The organism is Methylocaldum gracile (genome assembly GCF_053646815.1).
In genome coordinates, this window is the sequence record NZ_CM132196.1 from 3665360 (window position 1) to 3683712 (window position 18353).

19 protein-coding genes and 1 tRNA gene are annotated in these 18353 nt (G+C 57.2%); 6 read left to right on the top strand and 14 right to left on the bottom strand.

The features are described from left to right. The first annotated feature begins 1 nt into the window (after position 1). From ACWJJK_RS16200 to sufT, 3 genes are read left to right on the top strand one after another with little or no spacing between them, the layout of a single operon-like run. Positions 2-679, top strand: coding sequence for an HAD family hydrolase (locus ACWJJK_RS16200; protein ID WP_347257279.1), 678 nt, complete (start codon positions 2-4; stop codon positions 677-679). Then, positions 676-1398 (top strand): SDR family NAD(P)-dependent oxidoreductase, encoded by a 723-nt coding sequence (locus ACWJJK_RS16205; RefSeq protein WP_077731162.1) that lies wholly within the window; start codon positions 676-678, stop codon positions 1396-1398. Before ACWJJK_RS16200 ends, ACWJJK_RS16205 begins: the two co-directional genes overlap by 4 nt. Before the next feature lie 5 nt (positions 1399-1403). Then, positions 1404-1958: a putative Fe-S cluster assembly protein SufT gene (gene sufT / locus ACWJJK_RS16210; RefSeq protein ID WP_077731161.1), complete on the top strand. Its 555-nt coding sequence runs from the start codon at positions 1404-1406 to the stop codon at positions 1956-1958. Positions 1959-2216: 258 nt separating this feature from the next. On the opposite strand, the gene ACWJJK_RS16215 is transcribed toward sufT, so the two are convergent. The 14 genes from ACWJJK_RS16215 to ACWJJK_RS16280 all read right to left on the bottom strand — a co-directional run bounded on the left by ACWJJK_RS16215 (position 2217) and on the right by ACWJJK_RS16280 (position 15239). Further along, the gene (locus ACWJJK_RS16215; protein WP_086135488.1) at positions 2217-2756 is read right to left on the bottom strand and encodes a DUF2058 family protein; all 540 of its coding nucleotides are present in this window, start codon (positions 2754-2756) and stop codon (positions 2217-2219) included. 69 nt (positions 2757-2825) lie between these two features. Further along, the gene (locus tag ACWJJK_RS16220) at positions 2826-3986 is read right to left on the bottom strand and encodes an MFS transporter (protein WP_156879556.1); all 1161 of its coding nucleotides are present in this window, start codon (positions 3984-3986) and stop codon (positions 2826-2828) included. A gap of 23 nt (positions 3987-4009) precedes the next feature. Further along, the gene (gene aroC, locus ACWJJK_RS16225; RefSeq protein ID WP_156879555.1) at positions 4010-5110 is read right to left on the bottom strand and encodes a chorismate synthase; all 1101 of its coding nucleotides are present in this window, start codon (positions 5108-5110) and stop codon (positions 4010-4012) included. A gap of 43 nt (positions 5111-5153) precedes the next feature. Continuing rightward, positions 5154-5765, bottom strand: a complete 612-nt coding sequence (locus ACWJJK_RS16230) for an arylesterase (RefSeq protein WP_077731158.1) — start codon at positions 5763-5765, stop codon at positions 5154-5156. Positions 5766-5990: 225 nt separating this feature from the next. Then, positions 5991-6914 carry a 50S ribosomal protein L3 N(5)-glutamine methyltransferase gene (prmB, locus tag ACWJJK_RS16235; RefSeq protein ID WP_156879554.1) on the bottom strand — a complete coding sequence of 308 codons (924 nt, stop codon included), beginning with the start codon at positions 6912-6914 and terminating at the stop codon, positions 5991-5993. A gap of 171 nt (positions 6915-7085) precedes the next feature. Then, positions 7086-8117, bottom strand: a complete 1032-nt coding sequence (gene argC / locus ACWJJK_RS16240) for an N-acetyl-gamma-glutamyl-phosphate reductase (protein ID WP_156879553.1) — start codon at positions 8115-8117, stop codon at positions 7086-7088. A 64-nt stretch (positions 8118-8181) separates the two neighbouring features. Continuing rightward, positions 8182-8535 (bottom strand): integration host factor subunit alpha, encoded by a 354-nt coding sequence (locus ACWJJK_RS16245; protein ID WP_077731155.1) that lies wholly within the window; start codon positions 8533-8535, stop codon positions 8182-8184. Positions 8536-8539: 4 nt separating this feature from the next. Then, positions 8540-10918, bottom strand: a complete 2379-nt coding sequence (gene pheT / locus ACWJJK_RS16250; protein WP_156879552.1) for a phenylalanine--tRNA ligase subunit beta — start codon at positions 10916-10918, stop codon at positions 8540-8542. A gap of 21 nt (positions 10919-10939) precedes the next feature. Beyond that, the gene (gene pheS, locus ACWJJK_RS16255) at positions 10940-11965 is read right to left on the bottom strand and encodes a phenylalanine--tRNA ligase subunit alpha (RefSeq protein ID WP_454128291.1); all 1026 of its coding nucleotides are present in this window, start codon (positions 11963-11965) and stop codon (positions 10940-10942) included. An 84-nt stretch (positions 11966-12049) separates the two neighbouring features. Next, positions 12050-12397, bottom strand: a complete 348-nt coding sequence (rplT, locus tag ACWJJK_RS16260; protein WP_077731152.1) for a 50S ribosomal protein L20 — start codon at positions 12395-12397, stop codon at positions 12050-12052. A 29-nt stretch (positions 12398-12426) separates the two neighbouring features. After that, on the bottom strand, positions 12427-12624 hold the full coding sequence (gene rpmI, locus ACWJJK_RS16265) for a 50S ribosomal protein L35 (RefSeq protein ID WP_077731151.1): 198 nt from the start codon (positions 12622-12624) through the stop codon (positions 12427-12429). 22 nt (positions 12625-12646) lie between these two features. Then, complete coding sequence (gene infC, locus ACWJJK_RS16270; RefSeq protein ID WP_077731150.1) at positions 12647-13171, bottom strand: translation initiation factor IF-3; 525 nt, start codon at positions 13169-13171, stop codon at positions 12647-12649. A gap of 21 nt (positions 13172-13192) precedes the next feature. Then, positions 13193-15109 carry a threonine--tRNA ligase gene (gene thrS / locus ACWJJK_RS16275; protein ID WP_077731212.1) on the bottom strand — a complete coding sequence of 639 codons (1917 nt, stop codon included), beginning with the start codon at positions 15107-15109 and terminating at the stop codon, positions 13193-13195. A gap of 53 nt (positions 15110-15162) precedes the next feature. Next, positions 15163-15239 (bottom strand) — tRNA-Val (locus ACWJJK_RS16280). A gap of 229 nt (positions 15240-15468) precedes the next feature. On the opposite strand from ACWJJK_RS16280, the gene ACWJJK_RS16285 reads away from it, so the two are divergent. The 3 genes from ACWJJK_RS16285 to ACWJJK_RS16295 all read left to right on the top strand — a co-directional run bounded on the left by ACWJJK_RS16285 (position 15469) and on the right by ACWJJK_RS16295 (position 18043). Beyond that, positions 15469-16014 (top strand): Slp family lipoprotein, encoded by a 546-nt coding sequence (locus ACWJJK_RS16285; RefSeq protein WP_166642486.1) that lies wholly within the window; start codon positions 15469-15471, stop codon positions 16012-16014. Between the two features lie 33 nt (positions 16015-16047). After that, the gene (locus tag ACWJJK_RS16290) at positions 16048-16596 is read left to right on the top strand and encodes a Slp family lipoprotein (RefSeq protein ID WP_276205404.1); all 549 of its coding nucleotides are present in this window, start codon (positions 16048-16050) and stop codon (positions 16594-16596) included. 244 nt (positions 16597-16840) lie between these two features. Further along, positions 16841-18043, top strand: a complete 1203-nt coding sequence (locus tag ACWJJK_RS16295) for a DesA family fatty acid desaturase (RefSeq protein WP_077731147.1) — start codon at positions 16841-16843, stop codon at positions 18041-18043. Positions 18044-18353 lie beyond the last annotated feature (310 nt).

The window sequence follows — 18353 nt, forward strand, 5'->3', positions numbered from 1 at the left end:
CATGGCAGCAAACCCGACGGTTTCCGCCGTGCTGTTCGATCTGGACGGAACTCTGCTCGACACCGCGCCCGATCTGGTCTTTGCCGCCAACGCCGCGCTCGCCGAGGCCGATATTCCGCCGCGTTCCGTGGACGAACTCAAGCCCTGCATCTCGGGCGGCGCCGCCGTCATGCTGCGCTGCGCGTTCAACGGGGATTACGAGCCGGCGCTCTTCGGCCGAGTGCAGCAACGGATGCTGGAGCTTTACCACGCCCATGTCGCCGACCGCACCCGCTTCTTCGACGGTACCGAATCCGTGCTCGGCGAGCTCGAACGGCGCGGCATTCCCTGGGGCATCGTCACCAACAAGATGAGCAGGTTCACCGATCCCTTGCTGAAAAAACTAAATCTGGCCGACCGTGCCGGATGCGTCATCAGTGGCGACACCACCGCCGAAAAAAAGCCGCATCCACTTCCCCTTCTGGAAGCCAGCCGGCGTTTGAATCACCCCCCGGAAGAGTGCGTCTACATCGGCGATGCTCCCGGCGACGTGGAAGCCGGCCGCCGAGCCGGCATGACGACCCTCACGGCGCTGTACGGTTATATCGCGGCGGAGCATGCGCCTCATGACTGGGGCGCCGACGGCCTGCTTGCGACACCTCGGGATCTGCTGCCCTGGCTGGACGGAGCGCTGTCATGAGCGGCTCGATGCTTGCTGACCGCGTCATTCTCGTTACCGGTGCCGGCGGCGGGCTCGGCTCGGCGGTTTCGAAGACTTGCGCCGCCGAGGGCGCGACGGTCATCCTGCTCGGAAAGACCATACCGAAGCTGGAGAAGGTCTACGACGCCATCGTAGCTGCCGGAGGACCGCAACCGGCGATTTATCCACTCGATTTGGCCGGCGCTACCGAGGACGATTACCGCGATCTCGCAGCCTCGGTCGAGCGGGAATTCGGCGCGCTGCACGGACTGGTGCATTGCGCTGCCGAGCTCGGCGCACTCGGACCGGTAAGCGATATCAGCGGTGGACTGTGGCAACGTCTGCTTCACGTCAACCTGACCGCGCCGTTCCTGCTGACCCGGGAACTCCTGCCATTGATAGCGAAATCTCCCGATTCGGGCATCGTATTCATCACCGACTCGGTGGCCCGAACCGGAAAAGCCTATTGGGGTGCTTACGGGGTGGCCAAGATCGGCCTGGAAGGCTTCGGGCGAATCCTTTCGGACGAGCTGGAAAGCCGCAAGGTTCGCGTTCACCTGTATTCGCCGGGTCCCATGCAGTCCCCGCTTCGCCGGCGCGCCTATCCGGCCGAGAACCCGGCGGGGCTGCCTTTGCCGGACATCCATGCGGAGCAAATCGCCCGCCTGCTGAGTCCAAACGAAACACCTTCAAACGCTTATCTGATTAACAACGCATAACACTTATGTACGGTTACGGTCGCGAAAGCATCGTCCTTCAGCGGGATGTCAACGTCGTCCAGATCCCCGACGGCACCCCCGGTTCACTGCCGAAAGGCCACGTAGTAAGTCTGTATCAGTCTTTGGGCGGCAACTTCACCGTGGTCACCGAAATGGGCCAGATGGTGCGCATCGCCGGAAACGACGCCGATGCCCTCGGGAAAGAACCGCCGATCATGGGCAATCTCGTGAGCGGCACGGATCCCGAATCCGTCGAAAAAAACGTTTGGGAAGTGCTGAGGACCATTTTCGACCCGGAAATACCGGTCAACATCGTCGACTTGGGGCTGGTCTACCACTGCAAGGTGACTCCCGTCGAAGAGGGCAAGAACGATGTCGACATCATCATGACCCTGACCGCACCCGGCTGCGGCATGGGCCCTGTCCTGCAATACGACGCCGAAGCGGCGGTAAGAAATCTCCCGGGCGTGAACAGGGTGAACGTCGAAGTGGTCTTCGATCCGCCCTGGTCGCGCGACATGATGTCCGAGGTGGCGAAACTTCAGCTGGGAATGATCTAGACCATTTTCCGGTTTGGTACGGTCCCCCAGGCTGCCCGTAAGTCGGCCATCCTTTGCCAACAAAACCTCTGGCCGATCTGTAAACGTCGGGAAAGGATTCCCGACCTACTCGGCCGCCCAGGCGCATCGTTGTAGGTCGGCAATCCCTTGCCGACAACCCGCTGTGTTGAGAACCGACGTCCTGGCGCTGCCGGAGCGTCCGTTTGCGATTGGGGTGGGATTCCCGACCTACAACTGATCACACGTCGCCAGACGCGCCTACCACATCAAATCGTCGGGGATCTTGTAATCGGCATATTCGTCGTCGGCATCCTGCGCTTGATCGGGCTGATTGAGCAGAACGATTCGGGTTTCATCCCGCTGCTTGATTTTTTCGGCCACCGGCAGCGGGACGATCTCATACCGAGACTCCAGGCTGGCTATTGCAAGCCTGCCCGCCACAAGACTTTGATGTACCGTTTTGGACACATAGAGGGTTTTGACCTTGTTGTCGTGCGCGAACCGGTAAGCGATCTCGTCCTCCCCCGGCGAGACGCGGTTCATCTCGATCAGCTGCTTGATTTGCGCGGCAAGCGCTTTTCTTTCCGCTTCTTTGGCTTTTTCCAGATTGAGCTGGCGGTCACGCTCGACTTTTGCCGCCATAGCGTCCTGAGCCGCGCGCTTGCTCTCGTCCTTTGCGGCGGCATTTCCGTGGCGATTCTGCTTTTCTTGTTTCCGCGCTTCCTTGCTGGCCTGTTTGGCTTGCTTGTCGTTGACCAAGCCCGCCTTTAGAAGCTGATCTCTCAGGGAGTTACTCATGCCCATGGCTCCTGTTTCGTCTCATATTCAATGCCACACCCACATCTTTCAATACCGACGGCAGAACGGTCAATCCACATCCCGTTTCCCAACGGACGGCCAGGCGACCAGTAAGGCCAATAAGCTGGAGCCCGCCGCCGCCGTATAAACCCAGTGAGGCCCCCACGCCGTCCAGAAGTATCCGCTGTATAGACTACCCAGCGCGCCGCCCAAACCGAAACTGAGGGCACTGTAAAGGGCTTGTCCTTTGCCGTGATGCGGACCGCGGAAATGGCGATGCACCAGATGGATGGCGGCCACGTGGGCCGAGCCGAAACTCGCCGCGTGAAGCAGTTGGCCGGAGAAAATCGCCGCAAGGCTATCGACACCCCAGGCAATCAATAGCCAGCGCACAACGCTCAGGGCGAGGCTCGCCAGAAAGATCCGGCGCAGACTGTAGCGCGCCAGTAAACGGTGCAAGAACGCGAACAGCACGATTTCCGCCAGGACGCCGAGTGCCCATAACTGACCGGTCTCGCCGCTGCTGAAGCCGTGATCCCGAAGATATACCGAGAAAAAGACGTAGTAAGGACCGTGTGCGAGTTGTTGCAGCATGCACGCCAGGAAAAAAGCAATGACGTCGCCATGCTTCAAGATATTCGACAAAGAGCTCGGTTCCGGGCCATGAATTTCCTTCGGACCTCTCGGCACAGCCAGGCTGACCAGCCACAGCCCGCCGAACAGCAGCACGATCAACTGCGGTAGACAACCGATCGAAAGGACGCGCTCCAAAGCCTTGCCGATCGACACGACCGCCGCGATGAAGCCAATCGAGCCCCATACCCGCACCCAACTGTAGCGATACGTATCATGGCGCAGGTGATTGAGCGTGACGGTTTCGAAAAGCGGCAGCATGGCATTCCAGAAGAAACTGAATACCAGCATGACCAGGGCGAATCCTGCGAATCCTTGCAGTCTTAAAACCAGGCTGAAAGCGACTAGGGTGAAAAATCCGGCGAGCCGGACGACGGACAGGGTCCGCCCCGTTCGATCCGCCAGCCACCCCCAAAGATTCGGCGCGACGACTCGGGTCGCAGCGGTAATGGCGATCAACTGGCCGATCTCCGCCGCAGAGAATCCCGTGTCCTGGAGATAAAGCGCCCAGTACGGCAAAAAGGCGCCCAGCGCCGCGAAATAGAAAAAATAAAAGCCGGACAACCGGCCGTAAGGCACTTTACGCGCCGAGAGCATGGCTGGCGGAAGATCGTTCGGGGCTACGGAGCCCTGGATGGAATCGGCGCCAATTCCGTCTTCACGTCCGGATTCTGGGCGCGATGCCGCAGGTAATGATCCATCAGCACTAGGGCCGTCATCGCTTCGGCGATGGGGGTGGCCCGGATGCCGACGCAGGGGTCGTGCCGACCCGTGGTGATCACCTCCACGGGCTCGCCCCTGACGTTCACGGAACGGCCCGGCAGGCGCAAGCTGGAGGTCGGCTTCAGTGCGATGCTGGCAACGATATCCTGTCCCGAGGAAATGCCGCCCAATACTCCGCCGGCATGATTGCTCAGGAAACCTTGCGGACTCATCTCGTCGCGGAACTCGGTGCCTTTCGCCTCGACGCAGGCGAAACCGTCGCCGATCTCCACCCCTTTGACGGCGTTGATGCTCATCAAGGCATAAGCCAGCTCGGCATCCAGCCGGTCGAAAATCGGTTCGCCCCAGCCCGGCGGCACGCCGGTCGCGACGACGTTGATGCGCGCGCCGATGGACTCCCCTTCTTTGCGCAGAGCGTCCATATAGGCTTCCAGCTCCGCGACCTTCTCGGGGTCTGGGCAGAAGAACGGGTTGTTGTCCACCTCCTCCCAAACCACCCGATCGATCTTGATCGGGCCGAGTTGGGCCAGATAAGCGCGGATCGTCACGCCGACCCGTTCTTTCAGATATTTCTTGGCGATGGCGCCGGCAGCCACCCGCATGGCGGTTTCGCGAGCGGACGAGCGCCCGCCGCCGCGGTAATCCCGGAAGCCGTATTTCATATGGTAGGTGTAATCGGCATGACCCGGCCGAAAGGAGTCGGCGATCGTGGAGTAATCCTTGGAACGCTGATCCACGTTCGCGATCAGAAGACCGATCGGGGTGCCCGTGGTACGCCCGTCGAACACCCCGGACAAAATCTTCACTTCGTCGGGCTCGCGGCGTTGCGTGGTATGCCGGGATTTGCCGGGGCGCCGCCGTTCCAGCTCCCCCTGAATGTCGGCCTCGGACAACTCCAGGCCCGGCGGGCAGCCGTCCACGATGCAGCCGATGGCGGGACCGTGGCTCTCGCCGAAGGAAGTGACGGTAAAGAGTTTGCCTAGGGTGTTTCCGGACATGGTAAAGATTTCAAACGTTCCTAAACGACGGAGCTATTAAGGTTCAAATCGCCCCCGCCACCTTGAGCCGATCCGCCACTGCCTCGGCCAGCATCCGATAGCCCGGCCCATTCGGGTGTACCCCATCGGATTTGAGCGAATTGTCCCGGATGATTTTGCTCAGCGTCCCGGTTTCGAAGGGAATCGCGAACTCTTCGGCGATCTTTGCATAAAACTCGGGCGGCGAGAACATCAGCCCGAACTTGGGCACGGCGATCAAAACCACGCTGATGCCGCGGTCCCTGGCCAATTTGACCATGGCCCGGACGTTGTCGGCCGCCTGCTGCTCGCCCAAGTTGCGCAGAAAATCGTTACCGCCGTGGCATAGAATCAACAGCGTGGGCTGATGCTCGTCCAGCAGTGCCGGCAGGCGCTCCAGACCTTCCGCACTGGTTTCGCCCGGCACGCCGGCGTTGATGACCTCTCGCCCGATCAAGCCTTGCAATACCGATGGATAACTCTGCTCGGAACCGGCGCCGGTTCCGAAAGTCAGGCTGTCGCCGAACGCGAGCACCTTCGCCTCCGTCGGAAGCTTCGGCAGTTTCGCGCTAGAGCCACAGGCCACCAGCCATAACAGCAGAACAGACATACCGGCGACTTTTAACTGAACTCTCATTGTTTCCCTCTGCTTGATCTTGTTCGTTAGTAACGGGTCGATCACGTTGAATCAACGTGCAACAAATCCTGGGCTGTGGTTACGAGGAACCGCATAGTGAACGAAGCATACGGTTCGCGTACTCATCGCCCCCGACAAGAATAGTCGTGCCTCGGATTGCTGCTAGCAGAGATTCCATGAGAGATTGCAATATTGTCCCAGCGCTGGCGGACTTGTCAGCTTCTTCTAACTCTTCTGAAAAAGCTTGTTACACCGGTCGACCTGTTCGGCAGTCAGCAGGAACACACCCTCGCCGCCCCGCTCGAAATCCAGCCAGTAGAAGGGAACTTCCGGGTAGGCGGTTTCCAGGGCTTCGGCGCTGCTGCCGACTTCGACGACAAGAACGCCCTCCGGTTTAAGGTGGCGATGGGCGTCCCGGAGGATGCGGCGCACGCAATCGAGGCCGTCTTCGCCCGCTTCCAGGCCCAGCCTCGGCTCGGCGTGATATTCCGGCGCCAAGCCGCGCCACTCGTCGAGGTTTACGTAAGGAGGATTGCTGACGATCAGATCGTAACGCCGGTCGCCCAACTCGGAGTAAACGTCCGATTTGATGGCGTTCACCCGGTCTTCCAGGTGGTGCTTCTTGATATTGATACGCGCCACTTCCAGCGCGTCCGACGAGATATCGACGGCGTCGACCCGTGCCTCCGGAAAGGCGTAAGCGCAAGCGATGGCAATGCACGCGCTGCCGGTGCAAAGATCGAGCACGTCGTGCACCCGGTCCGCCTCGATCCAGGGAGCGAAATGGTTTTCGATCAGTTCGGCGATGGGCGAACGCGGCACCAGTACCCGTTCGTCAACATAGAAGGGCAAACCGGCAAAAGAAGCCTCGTGAACGAGATACGCCAGAGGCTTGCGCTCGACGATGCGGCGCTGGATGAGTGCGAGGACACGCTCGCGCTCGTCCATGGTCAACGTGGCCGCGAAATAGCCGCCCGGGAGATCGTAAGGCATATGCAAGGTATGAAGCACCAAGGCGGCGGCTTCGTCCAGTGCGCTGGCGGTACCGTGGCCGAAAAACAACTCCGCTTGCACGAAACGGCTGGCGGCCCAACGGATGTAATCGCGGATGGTGGTTAAGGTTACGGACGGATGGGGTGATGTCGACATGGCCGAAGATTCCGGTAGACCCGGTATTGTAATGGAAAATCGCCCCGTACCGACGAGGCTTATGGAAAATCCGCCGACGGACGCACTAGAACCAACGGGTACGTTACCACCAGAGCTACGGTTTACGCGAACGGTCTACTTGAGTCTCTGCCCGTCACCATTGAAACCGCTTTAGGGATAAAGCCCGATATTTCTGAGCCCTTTCGTTTCCTCCAGGCCAAACATCAGGTTCATGTTTTGCACCGCTTGGCCGGCTGCACCTTTCACCAAATTGTCTATGACCGACAAAATTACCACCGTATTGCCGTCCATAGGCCTATGGACGGCAATCTGGCATCGGTTTACGCCGCGCACGTTGCGAGTGTCGGGATGGGAACCCGCCGGCAGAACGTCGACGAAAGGTTCGGCTCGATAGCGCTCCTCGAATAGCGCCTGCAAGTCGCCGTGCGCGGCGCTCAGTTCGGCATAAACCGTGGCGTGAATACCCCGAATCATGGGGATCAAATGGGGCACGAAGGTGAGGCCCACGTCCTGTCCTGCGGCTTGGTCCAATCCCTGCTTGATTTCCGGCCAATGACGATGGCCTTTGACGCTATAAGCCTTGAGGCTCTCGCCCGTTTCGCTCATAAGCATGGGAATTTCTGCTTTGCGCCCGGCGCCGCTAACACCCGATTTCACGTCGGCGATGATGCGGTCCAAGCGAATCGCCCTCGCCTCAATCAATGGCAATAATGCCAGTTGAACCGAAGTCGGATAACAACCGGGGCATGCGATCAGCCGCGCCGACCGAATCAGTGCCCGATTCACTTCGGGCAGCCCGTAAACGGCTTCTTCCAACAGCTGGGGAGAAACGTGCGGCTCTCCGTACCAATGAGCCCATACATCCGGGTTTTTGAGGCGGAAATCGGCGGACAGATCGATAACTTTGACGCCCCGCGCCAACAAGGCTTCGGCCGTCCGCATCGCAGTGCCGTTGGGCGTCGCGAAAAACACCACGTCGCATCCGGCTAGCGCATCCGCCGAGGGGTCGACGAAGATCGCATCGACGAAACCCCGCAGGTTCGGATACAGCTCGTCGACTCGTTTTCCGGCATCGGCCCGCGAGGTGACGATGGTTATGGCGACGTCAGGATGAAGCGCGAGAATCCGCAGCAACTCCACACCGGTATAGCCGGTACCGCCTACAATGCCGACTCGGATCATTCTCGGCTCTCTCGTTCGAAACGAATTAGGGACGATTTCCGCGAAGGAAGCAGGTCAAGAAAACTCACGACCCTCGAGATTTTTTCGCGCTCGGCGCTTCGCTTTCTAGCCGAACGTTCTCGGCGTTTTGTCTCGAATACGCTTCCACGCTGACCTTCAATTTCTGTCCCGGCTTGAACGTCACCACACGGCGCGCGGTGATCGGAATCTCTTCACCGGTTTTCGGATTTCTGCCCGGCCGCTGATTTTTGTCGCGAAGATCGAAATTGCCGAACCCAGACAACTTCACTGAATTTCCTTGCGCCAGCGCGGCCTTGATCTCTTCGAAAAACTGGTCGACCAACTCCTTGGCATCCCGCTTGTTAATGCCGTGGTTCTCGAAAAGCCTCTCAACCATATCTGCTTTGGTCAGTGCCATCTTTTCAATCTCTCAACCTAGCATTGAATTCTCTGCTCAGACGTTCCAAAACGCGTCCTACCGTTTCATCGACCCTGGCGTCGGTCAAGGTTTCGGCCTCATCCTGCAACACCAAACCGAGAGCGACGCTCTTCCGACCGGTCTCGACACCCTGCCCCCGGTAAACGTCGAACACCACGACCTGGCGCAAGATAGAGCTATCCGCTTCTTTCACGCACTCGATCAAACGATCGATCGTGACGGATTCGTCAACGATGACCGCGATATCCCGGCGCACCTGCGGGAACTTCGATATTCCGTGGAATACCGGAATATGCCTTCCGAGCAGCACGTCTTGATCGAGCTCGAACAGAAACACGCTCTGTTCGAGGCTTAGTTGCTTTTCCAGGCGAGGATGCAGCATTCCGATCCAACCAAGCCGTTCGCCCTCGAGCCGGATTTCCGCCGATTGCCCAGGATGAAGCGCCGGATGAGCAGCGGCGACAAATTCCAAACCAGCCTCCCGGCCGGTCAGTTTGACGATGCCCTCGACATCGGCCTTCACGTCGTAAAAATCCACGGAGCGAGCCGCTTCTCCCCACTGCTCTTCATGTACCGCCCCTATCGCCAGGCCAGCGATAGATTTCCGCTGTTCGATGCCGCTGCTCCGCCTCGCGAAACGCAGACCTGCTTCGAATAGGCGCACCCGGTTCTGCTGGCGGAACGTGTTCTTGAGAGCCGCGTCCAGCAAACCGCACCAAAGGCCGGTGCGCATGACGGCCAAGTCGGAGGAAATCGGATTCTTCAAGGCCAGATAGGGAATTTCCGGCTCGATCAGCGCCTGCCGAGCTTCGTCCACGAAACTGTAGGTAATCGCCTCCTGGTAACCGCGATCGACCAGGAGGTTCTTAACCCGGTCCAGATCGAGTATTCGTTCGGACACCGGACGCATCGCCGTCGCCATGACCGGATGGCGGCGCGGCAACGATTCGTAGCCGTAGACCCGTCCGAGCTCCTCGATGAGATCGGCCTCTATGGCGATATCGAAACGAAATCCGGGCGGCGTCACGGACCATCCCTCCGGATGGTCCGCGAGAGTCATTCCCAGCCGTTTGAGAATTTCGGCGACCTTCGGTCGTTCGATGCTCATGCCGAGCAGACGGGTAATCCTCGCGTAACGCAGCGGAATCGGCGCGCGTCGCGGCAAATGCGGGGGGCTGGCCGCTTCGACGATGGGTCCCGCTTCTCCGCCAGCAATGGATAATATAAGTTCGCTGGCCCGCTCGATGGCACGAGTCTGCAACTCGGGATCAACGCCTCTCTCGAAGCGATGGGACGATTCGGTATTCAGCCCGTAGCGCCTAGCCTTGCCCATGATAACGCTCGGCGTGAAAAAAGCGCATTCGACGAAAATATCGGCAGTGCCATCGCCCACCGCGGAGTCGCTGCCGCCCATGATGCCCGCCAATGCCAAGGCTTTTCGTTGATCGGCGATCACCAAAACATCGGAGTCCAGCGCGATTTCCTCGCCGTTCAAGAGGCGCAGCTTCTCGCCCGGCGCCGCATAGCGAACGTGGATGCCGCCCTCCAGCTTGGCCGCGTCGAAGGCGTGCAAAGGTTGTCCCATTTCCAAGAGCACATAATTGGTAACGTCCACTACCGCATCTAGGGATCGGATACCGGCGCGCCGCAAACGTTCGCGCATCCATAGCGGTGTCTGAACGGTACGCGATACGCCTTTGATCAGCCGCCCCAAATAGCGCGGGCACGCTTCGGGTGCGGAAACGCTCACCGGGTGCTCTTCTCGAATCGTTGTAGGAACGGCAGGAACGTCCGGTACCGCCCAATCCAGAGCGTTGAGCAAGGCCACTTCGCGCGCAATGCCTTCTACGCTTAGACAATCCGCGCGGTTCGGTGTCAGATCGACCTCGATGATGCAATCGTCCAGTTTCAGATAATCCCGAACATCGATCCCCACTGGAGCATCCGAGGGCAATTCCATCAGCCCTGCTTGGGGATCGTCTATTCCCAACTCCTTGGCCGAACACAGCATGCCAAACGAGGCGATGCCGCGAAGCTCTGACTTCCGAATGGAAACATCCCCCGGCAGACGTGCCCCTTCGATGGCGAGCGGCACACGCATCCCGACCCGGACGTTGGGCGCTCCGCATACGATTTGAAGAGGTTCACCGGAACCGCCGGACACCAGACAGACTCGCAGCCGGTCGGCGTGTGGATGCGGCGAGACTTCGAGAACTTCGGCCACGATAACGCCGCTGAACGACGCAGCGGCGGGTTCGGCGCTATCGACCTCAAGACCCGCCATCGTCAACTGATGAACCAGTCTTTGCGTGTCTATCGATGGATTGACGTATTCTCGTAGCCAGGCCTCGCTGAAGCGCATGGGAAGGACCGTATGTTGTTCTTAAAATGCCGCGAATTGTGAAAGAAATCTAAGGTCGTTCTCGAAAAACAGCCTGAGGTCGTTGATGCCGTAGCGCAGCATCGCGAGCCGTTCCACGCCCAAACCGAAGGCGAAACCGGTATAGCGTTCCGGATCGATCTTGACGAATTCGAAAACCCGCGGATGGATCATCCCGCAACCCATTACCTCCAGCCAACCGGTCTGCTTGCAAACGCGGCAACCTTCGCCTCCGCACATGACGCACTCGATATCGACTTCGGCGGACGGTTCGGTAAACGGGAAATAAGACGGGCGGAAACGTACCTGCATGTCCTTTTCGAAGAACAAGGTCAGGAACTCGTAGAGAATACCCTTGAGGTCGGCAAAGCTGACGTCCCGATCGACGACGAATCCTTCCACTTGATGAAACATCGGGGTGTGGGTCAAATCGGAATCGCAGCGATAGACGCGGCCCGGCGCGATGACCCTAAGCGGCGGGCTCTGGGTCTCCATGATCCGCACCTGCACCGGTGAGGTATGGGTACGCAGGAGGGTGTGCTCGTCGAAATAAAAAGTGTCGTGCATCGCCCGCGCGGGATGATGGGCGGGTATGTTCAACGCTTCGAAGTTATGGTAATCGTCCTCGACTTCGGGGCCTTCGACGATGTCGAATCCAACGTTCTTGAAGAGTTGGCTAATGCGCCGCAACGTCAGAGTGACCGGATGGAGCCCTCCCGTACGCTGCCCGCGCCCCGGCAGGGTAACGTCGATGGTTTCCCGCTTGAGACGTTCTTCCAGCTCGCTCGCCTCCAGAATACTCTTTCGGGCCTCCAAATCGGCTATAAACTGGTCTTTGGCCCGATTAACCCGGCCTCCGGCCTCCCGTCGCTGTTCCGCCGGAAGCGTACCGAGTTCTTTCATGCGCTCGGTAAATACACCTTTCTTGCCGAGATAATGTACTCGCACTTGATCGAGTTTTCCGAGCGTATCGGCCTCGGCCACTTGCTTTCTGGCCTGCACGAGAAGCTCTTCAAGGGGTGTACTCACAGCCTTGCTCGCTTGGACAACGGTTTTGAAATGAAGAACGGGAAAAACTCCGGGCGAGTCTTTCCCGTGAAGATCAGACGCGGGCTAACCCTGGGCGATCTTGGCCAATTCAGCGAACGCATCTTTGTCGCGAACAGCCAAATCTGCCAGAACTTTACGGTCGATTTCGACGGACGCCTTTTTCAGGCCATCCATAAAACGGCTATAAGACAGTCCGAATTCGCGCGCGGCGGCATTGATTCTCACGATCCAAAGCGCACGGAATTGGCGTTTTCTCTGTCTGCGATCCCGATAAGCGTATTGGCCGGCTTTGATAACCGCCTGCTTGGCAACGCGATAAACTCGGCTACGGGCGCCGTAATAACCTTTCGCCTGCTTGAGAACCTTTTTGTGCCGGGCTCTCGCAGTGACGCCTCGTTTTACTCTAGGCATGGGCTTCTCTCTCGATGGGCAAGAAAAAATCAGCTATAAGGCAACAAGCGAGTCGCGCTCCGCACATCCGAAGGGTGCAAGGCAGCGGGATTGCGCAGTTGGCGCTTTCTCTTGGTGCTCTTCTTCGTCAGAATGTGACGACGATGCGAATGATTGCATTTGAAACCGCCGGACGCAGTACGCTTGAAGCGTTTCGCTGCGCCGCGATTGGTCTTCATCTTAGGCATATAAATCTCCAACAACTCAAGATTATTTTTTTCTCTTCGGCGCAAGCGTCATGCTTAACTGCTTACCTTCCATTTTCGGAAACTGCTCTACGACGGCGTGCTCCACGAGGTCCGTCTCGATCCGCTTCAGAAGGTCAATGCCCAATTCGCGATGACTCAATTCTCGACCGCGAAACCGAACAGTGACCTTTGCCTTATCGCCGTCCGATAGAAAGCGAATGAGATTGCGCAGCTTGACCTGGTAATCGCCCTCGTCCGTACCCGGCCGGAATTTGATTTCCTTAACCTGAATCTGCTTTTGCTTTTTCTTGGCCGCTTGCAGCTTCTTATTCTGCTCAAAACGGAATTTACCGTAATCCATTACCCGGCAAACGGGAGGATCGGCTGCCGGCGAAATCTCGACCAGATCCAGATTCGCATCATAAGCAATTTGCCTGGCTTCTCTGGTCGACACGACTCCTACTTGATTACCGTCGGGTCCGATCAACCTGACAGTGGGCGCCGTGATCTCTTCATTCAGGCGCGGCTCTTTTCTTTCAGCAGTGATATCCTATTCCTCCGAACGCAATTATTGAAACGCAGCGCGACTCGCCACCTCGTCGGTAAACTTGCCGATCAAATCCGGCAAGCTGAAACCGCCTAGATCCTGGCCTTTCTGTGTACGAACAGAAACGGTACGGGAATCCAGTTCTTTATCGCCGACGATTAATAAATAAGGCACACGCTGCACGGTATGCTCGCGGATTTTAAAGCCGATCTTCTCATTTCTCAAGTCGGACTTTACCCGAAAGCCTTGTTTTACAAGCTCCGCAGCCAATTCGGCGGCATATTCGGCTTGATTTCCGGTAATGTTGAGCACCACCGCCTGAACCGGCGCCAGCCAAAGCGGAAAATACCCTGCGTAATGCTCGATGAGAATGCCGATGAAGCGTTCCATCGATCCTATGATCGCCCTATGCAGCATGACCGGCGTATGGCGGGCATTGTCTTCGCCCACGTATTCGGCACCGAGACGCCCCGGCATCATGAAATCCACCTGAATCGTCCCGCACTGCCATACCCGACCGATCGCATCCTTCAACGTGAACTCGATCTTGGGGCCATAGAAAGCTCCCTCACCGGGCTGCAATTGGTATTCGATGTCTTGCGCGGCCAAAGCAGCCATCAGCGCAGCTTCGGCCTTATCCCAAATTTCATCGCTGCCGAGCCGCTTGGGCGGGCGCGTGGACAGTTTGTACTGGATATCGGTAAAGCCGAAATCCGCGTACACCTTACGCAAGACACCTATGAATGCGACAACTTCCGCCTGAATTTGATCCTCGGCACAAAAAACATGGCCATCGTCCTGATTGAAACCGCGCACACGCATGATCCCGTGCAAGGTGCCGGAGGGCTCGTTGCGATGACAGGAACCGAATTCCCCGAACCGGATCGGCAGTTCGCGATAGCTATGCAGATGCTGTTTGAAAACCTGGATGTGACCGGGGCAGTTCATGGGCTTTACCGCATACTCTCTATTCTCGGACGCGGTAAAAAACATATTCTCGTGAAAGTTGTCCCAGTGGCCCGAAGCTTTCCAAAGGCTTACGTCCAGAATCTGAGGACAGCGGATTTCTTGATAGCCATTCTCACGGAACACCCGGCGCATGTACTGCTCGACCTGCTGATACAGCGCCCATCCATTGGGATGCCAGAACACCATTCCGGGAGCTTCCTCCTGAGTATGGAACAGGTCCTGCAGCTTGCCGATCTTGCGATGATCGCGCTTATCCGCCTCTTCCAGCCGATGCAGATAGGCGTCCAAATCCTTCTTGTCGGCCCAGGCGGTGCCATAGACACGCTGCAGCATGGCATTGCGGGAATCCCCCCGCCAATAGGCACCCGCCACCTTCATGAGCTTGAAGGCTCTAAGCTTTCCGGTATCCGGCACATGGGGACCGCGACAAAGATCGGTAAAATCCCCTTGCGAGTAGAGGGAGATTTGCTCGCCCTGAGGTATGGCTTCGATAATTTCGGCCTTATAGTGCTCGCCCTGGTCACGGAAAAATTTGACGGCTTCTTCCCGACGCATCACCTCCCGCCTGACGGGAATCGCCTTTGCCGCCAATTCCGTCATTTTCTTTTCGATTGCCTCGAGGTCTTCCGGCGTAAAGGGACGTTCGAAGGCAAAATCGTAGTAAAACCCGTTTTCCACCACCGGACCGATCGTCACTTGCGCGCTCGGATACAACGCCTTAACGGCCTGAGCCAGCAGATGGGCAGTTGAATGGCGAATAATCTCCAGCCCGTCCGCGTCCTTACCCGTGACGATTTCGACTGCGGCGTCATGTTCGACAAGAGTCGACAAATCGACCAGTTTCCCGTCGATTCGACCAGCCAATGCCGCCTTAGCCAATCCCGGACCAATGGACTGCGCCACCTCCATAAGCGTTACGGGGTGATCGAATGTGCGAGCGGAACCATCCGGCAGACGTATCACGGGCATCAGTCGAAACCTCTTCAACAAAAAAAGCATCGCCCAGCGATGCTTTTCGGAATTGGTAGGCGCGATTGGACTTGAACCAACGACCCCCACCATGTCAAGGTGGTGCTCTAACCAACTGAGCTACGCGCCTAAAATCAAGAAACGCAATTATAGAGCTATTTTTTGTTTAATTAAAGCCTTTCGTTCTCATCGCATTTAAGCGGCAAAATTTCACGGGTGGCAACGACGGGAATTGGTTATGATGGCCACTAGATGTGAATTCGGCAGGAGCAGTTCTGTCCAATTAAGAGGAAAGCAGTTCCGCAAGGGTGATAAACATGGCCATGTCACCGATCGAAACCTCGATTTCGGAAGTTTGTTTGGGTAGATCGAAGTTGTTCCGATTAGTATTGTTATGGATAACGCTCTTAAGCATAGCGGGGTGCGCAACCAGCCCGTTTTCGAAACCCATTCGGACGGCGACGAAAACGCAGCCATCGTTCTCGGAAATCAGCGCCCGCCCCGACGCCTACAAAGGCAGGACGGTCATGCTGGGCGGCGTGATCGTCCAAACCAGCAACCGCCCACAGTTCACCGAAATCGAAGTCTTGCAAAAACCGCTAGAAAGTTCGGATCGCCCGGAAGACGTCGACACTTCCGCCGGACGATTCCTGATTCACTGCAACCGCTTCCTGGATTCGGCGGTCTATGCGAAGGGACGCGAAGTGACGGTCGCCGGAGAGGTCCAAGGCAAGGAAACCAAGCCTCTCGATCAAATCAACTACACCTACCCGGTAATCGGTTGCAAGGAAATTCATCTTTGGGCCAACCGGCCGACTTACACCTATTATCCGACGCCATACTGGTACGATCCTTGGTGGCGAGGCTGGCCCGGCTATTACCCTTATTGGTACCCTTATTGGTAAGACTCATTCAACTCAAAAGGCTGCAACGCTACTGTGAGAGAATCTCGGATCTCGAAAAAGGACATCCGATCCGGCTACCCAATATCCTGGCCCCGCTTTCTCGGCCTGGCCGCCTTACTTGCGATCACGCTACAACTCAGCGGTTGCGGCTCGGTACTGTCGCGAGCGACCATGGACCAGGTCGATCCGAAACTTTCGCCCGAAACTGTCCTGAATAACCCAAAAGCGTTTATCGGCCAAGCCATTCTCATCGGCGGAACTATCCTTAGCGCCGAAAATCTACAGGAAGGCACGTTAGTCGAAGTACTGACCTATCCCACCGATAGACGAGGCGAGCCGGAACTCAGTGAGCCCGCATTGGGCCGATTCTTAATATTGTATCCCGGCTATTTAGACACACTCATCTACGAACAAGGCCGGCGAATTGTTGCAGCCGGTCGCGTCATCGGCGAACGCACGACGGAAACCGGCGAAGCGACTCGTGCATTTCCGTTGTTACGTCCTTTGGAGATCAAACTGTTATCCGAATATGACACCGGACCTCGGATCGGTATTGGCTTAGGCGTTGGATTTGGCTTTTGATCGATGATCATAGCCTCGCGTCTTGCCGGTCCCTGCAACACTCAATCCCACCCGATAAACCAGTTAGAAAACGTGCGGATTGAAAATCCATTCGATGCTATCCAAAATGGCGTCGCGTGCATTCGCCAAGGCGGATGCTTTTTCCAATTCGTGCTCTTTGAGGCAACTCTATGGAAAGATTTGCAGCCCCTTAAGGATTGTTAGTTAATGCCCATCTCTTATTTTTTATTTTTATAGTGAAAAAATGATTAACGGTTTACTCGACCTCCCCTGGTGGGGACTTATTGCCGTTACGCTCGGTCTGACCCACATCACCATTGCCAGCGTCACGATTTTCCTACATCGCCACCAGGCGCATCGCGCTTTGGACCTTCATCCGGCGGTCAGCCATTTTTTTCGGCTCTGGCTGTGGCTGACAACTGGCATGGGCACCAAGGCCTGGGTCGCGATTCATCGCAAACACCACGCCAAATGTGAAACCCCGGAAGACCCCCATAGCCCTCGCGTGTTTGGCATAAGCAAGGTCTTATGGGAAGGCGCGGAACTCTACCGGACCGAAGCAGCCAATCCGGAAACCTTGGATCAATACGGCTACGGCACGCCTGATGACTGGCTGGAGCGAAAACTTTACTCGCCGCACCCCGGTCTTGGCGTCGCGCTTATGTTTCTCGCCGACGTTGCGCTGTTCGGCTTCTTCGGCATTACCATTTGGGCCGTACAAATGCTCTGGATTCCCTTTTGGGCAGCGGGCGTAATCAACGGCCTGGGGCATTTCTCCGGTTATCGCAATTTTGAAACCCGCGATGCGTCCACCAATCTCTTCCCGATAGGCTTACTGATCGGCGGCGAGGAACTTCACAATAACCACCATGCCTATCCCTCTTCGGCGCGGCTATCCTCCCGTTGGTGGGAATTGGACATCGGGTGGGCCTACATTCGCCTGATGGAACTATTGAAGTTAGCAACGGTTCGCCGGGTTGCTCCAAAAATTCGCATTCTTCACGACAAGAAATTGATCGATTTGGCGACAATACAGGCCGTAATGCGTAACCGGGTCCATGTGCTGGCTTTATACGGCCGTAGCGTGGTGCTTCCGGTCCTGCGTCAAGAATTAAAGACTGCCCTCCCGGCATCCCGACGCCTGCTCCGCGATGCAAAGCCGCTCTTGGTTCGAGAGGATATCCAATTCGATGAGGCCGCCACCCACATCCTTGATCGAGCACTGAACTTGAGCCAAACACTTCACACCGTTTACCAATTCAAGGAGGAATTGAAACAGCTTTGGGCGAACTCTTCAGTCGGCTACGAAGCACGTGTGCAGTCGCTCAGAGAGTGGTGCCAACGAGCGAAGGAGACTGGCATCCAATCACTTCATGAGTTTGCCGACTTGTTGCACGGCTATACCATTACAAATCGGCTGTCCGTCAATTATTTACCCAGCACTTAAGCCAAGCACCACTCACATGCTGCCGTGCGGCGTCTCATGTGAGTCATGATATGGTCGGGAAAGTAGCGACCTGTTCATCCAGGATCAGGCTTTCTCGGCCTTCCGCAACGATCATTTGCGATTGATAAGAATCCCCGATTTACTTGGCGCACCGGTCCTTAGGTCGGCAATCCATAGCGACAAACCCATTGCGTAGAAAAAGGATTTTCGACTTACAAGTCGTGCAGCGCTGTAAGCCGGAATAAGCATTTCCGCGGGTTTATCCATGTAGCTTTGGACAGCGATGCCAAGGACACGGGCCCAAAGCTGA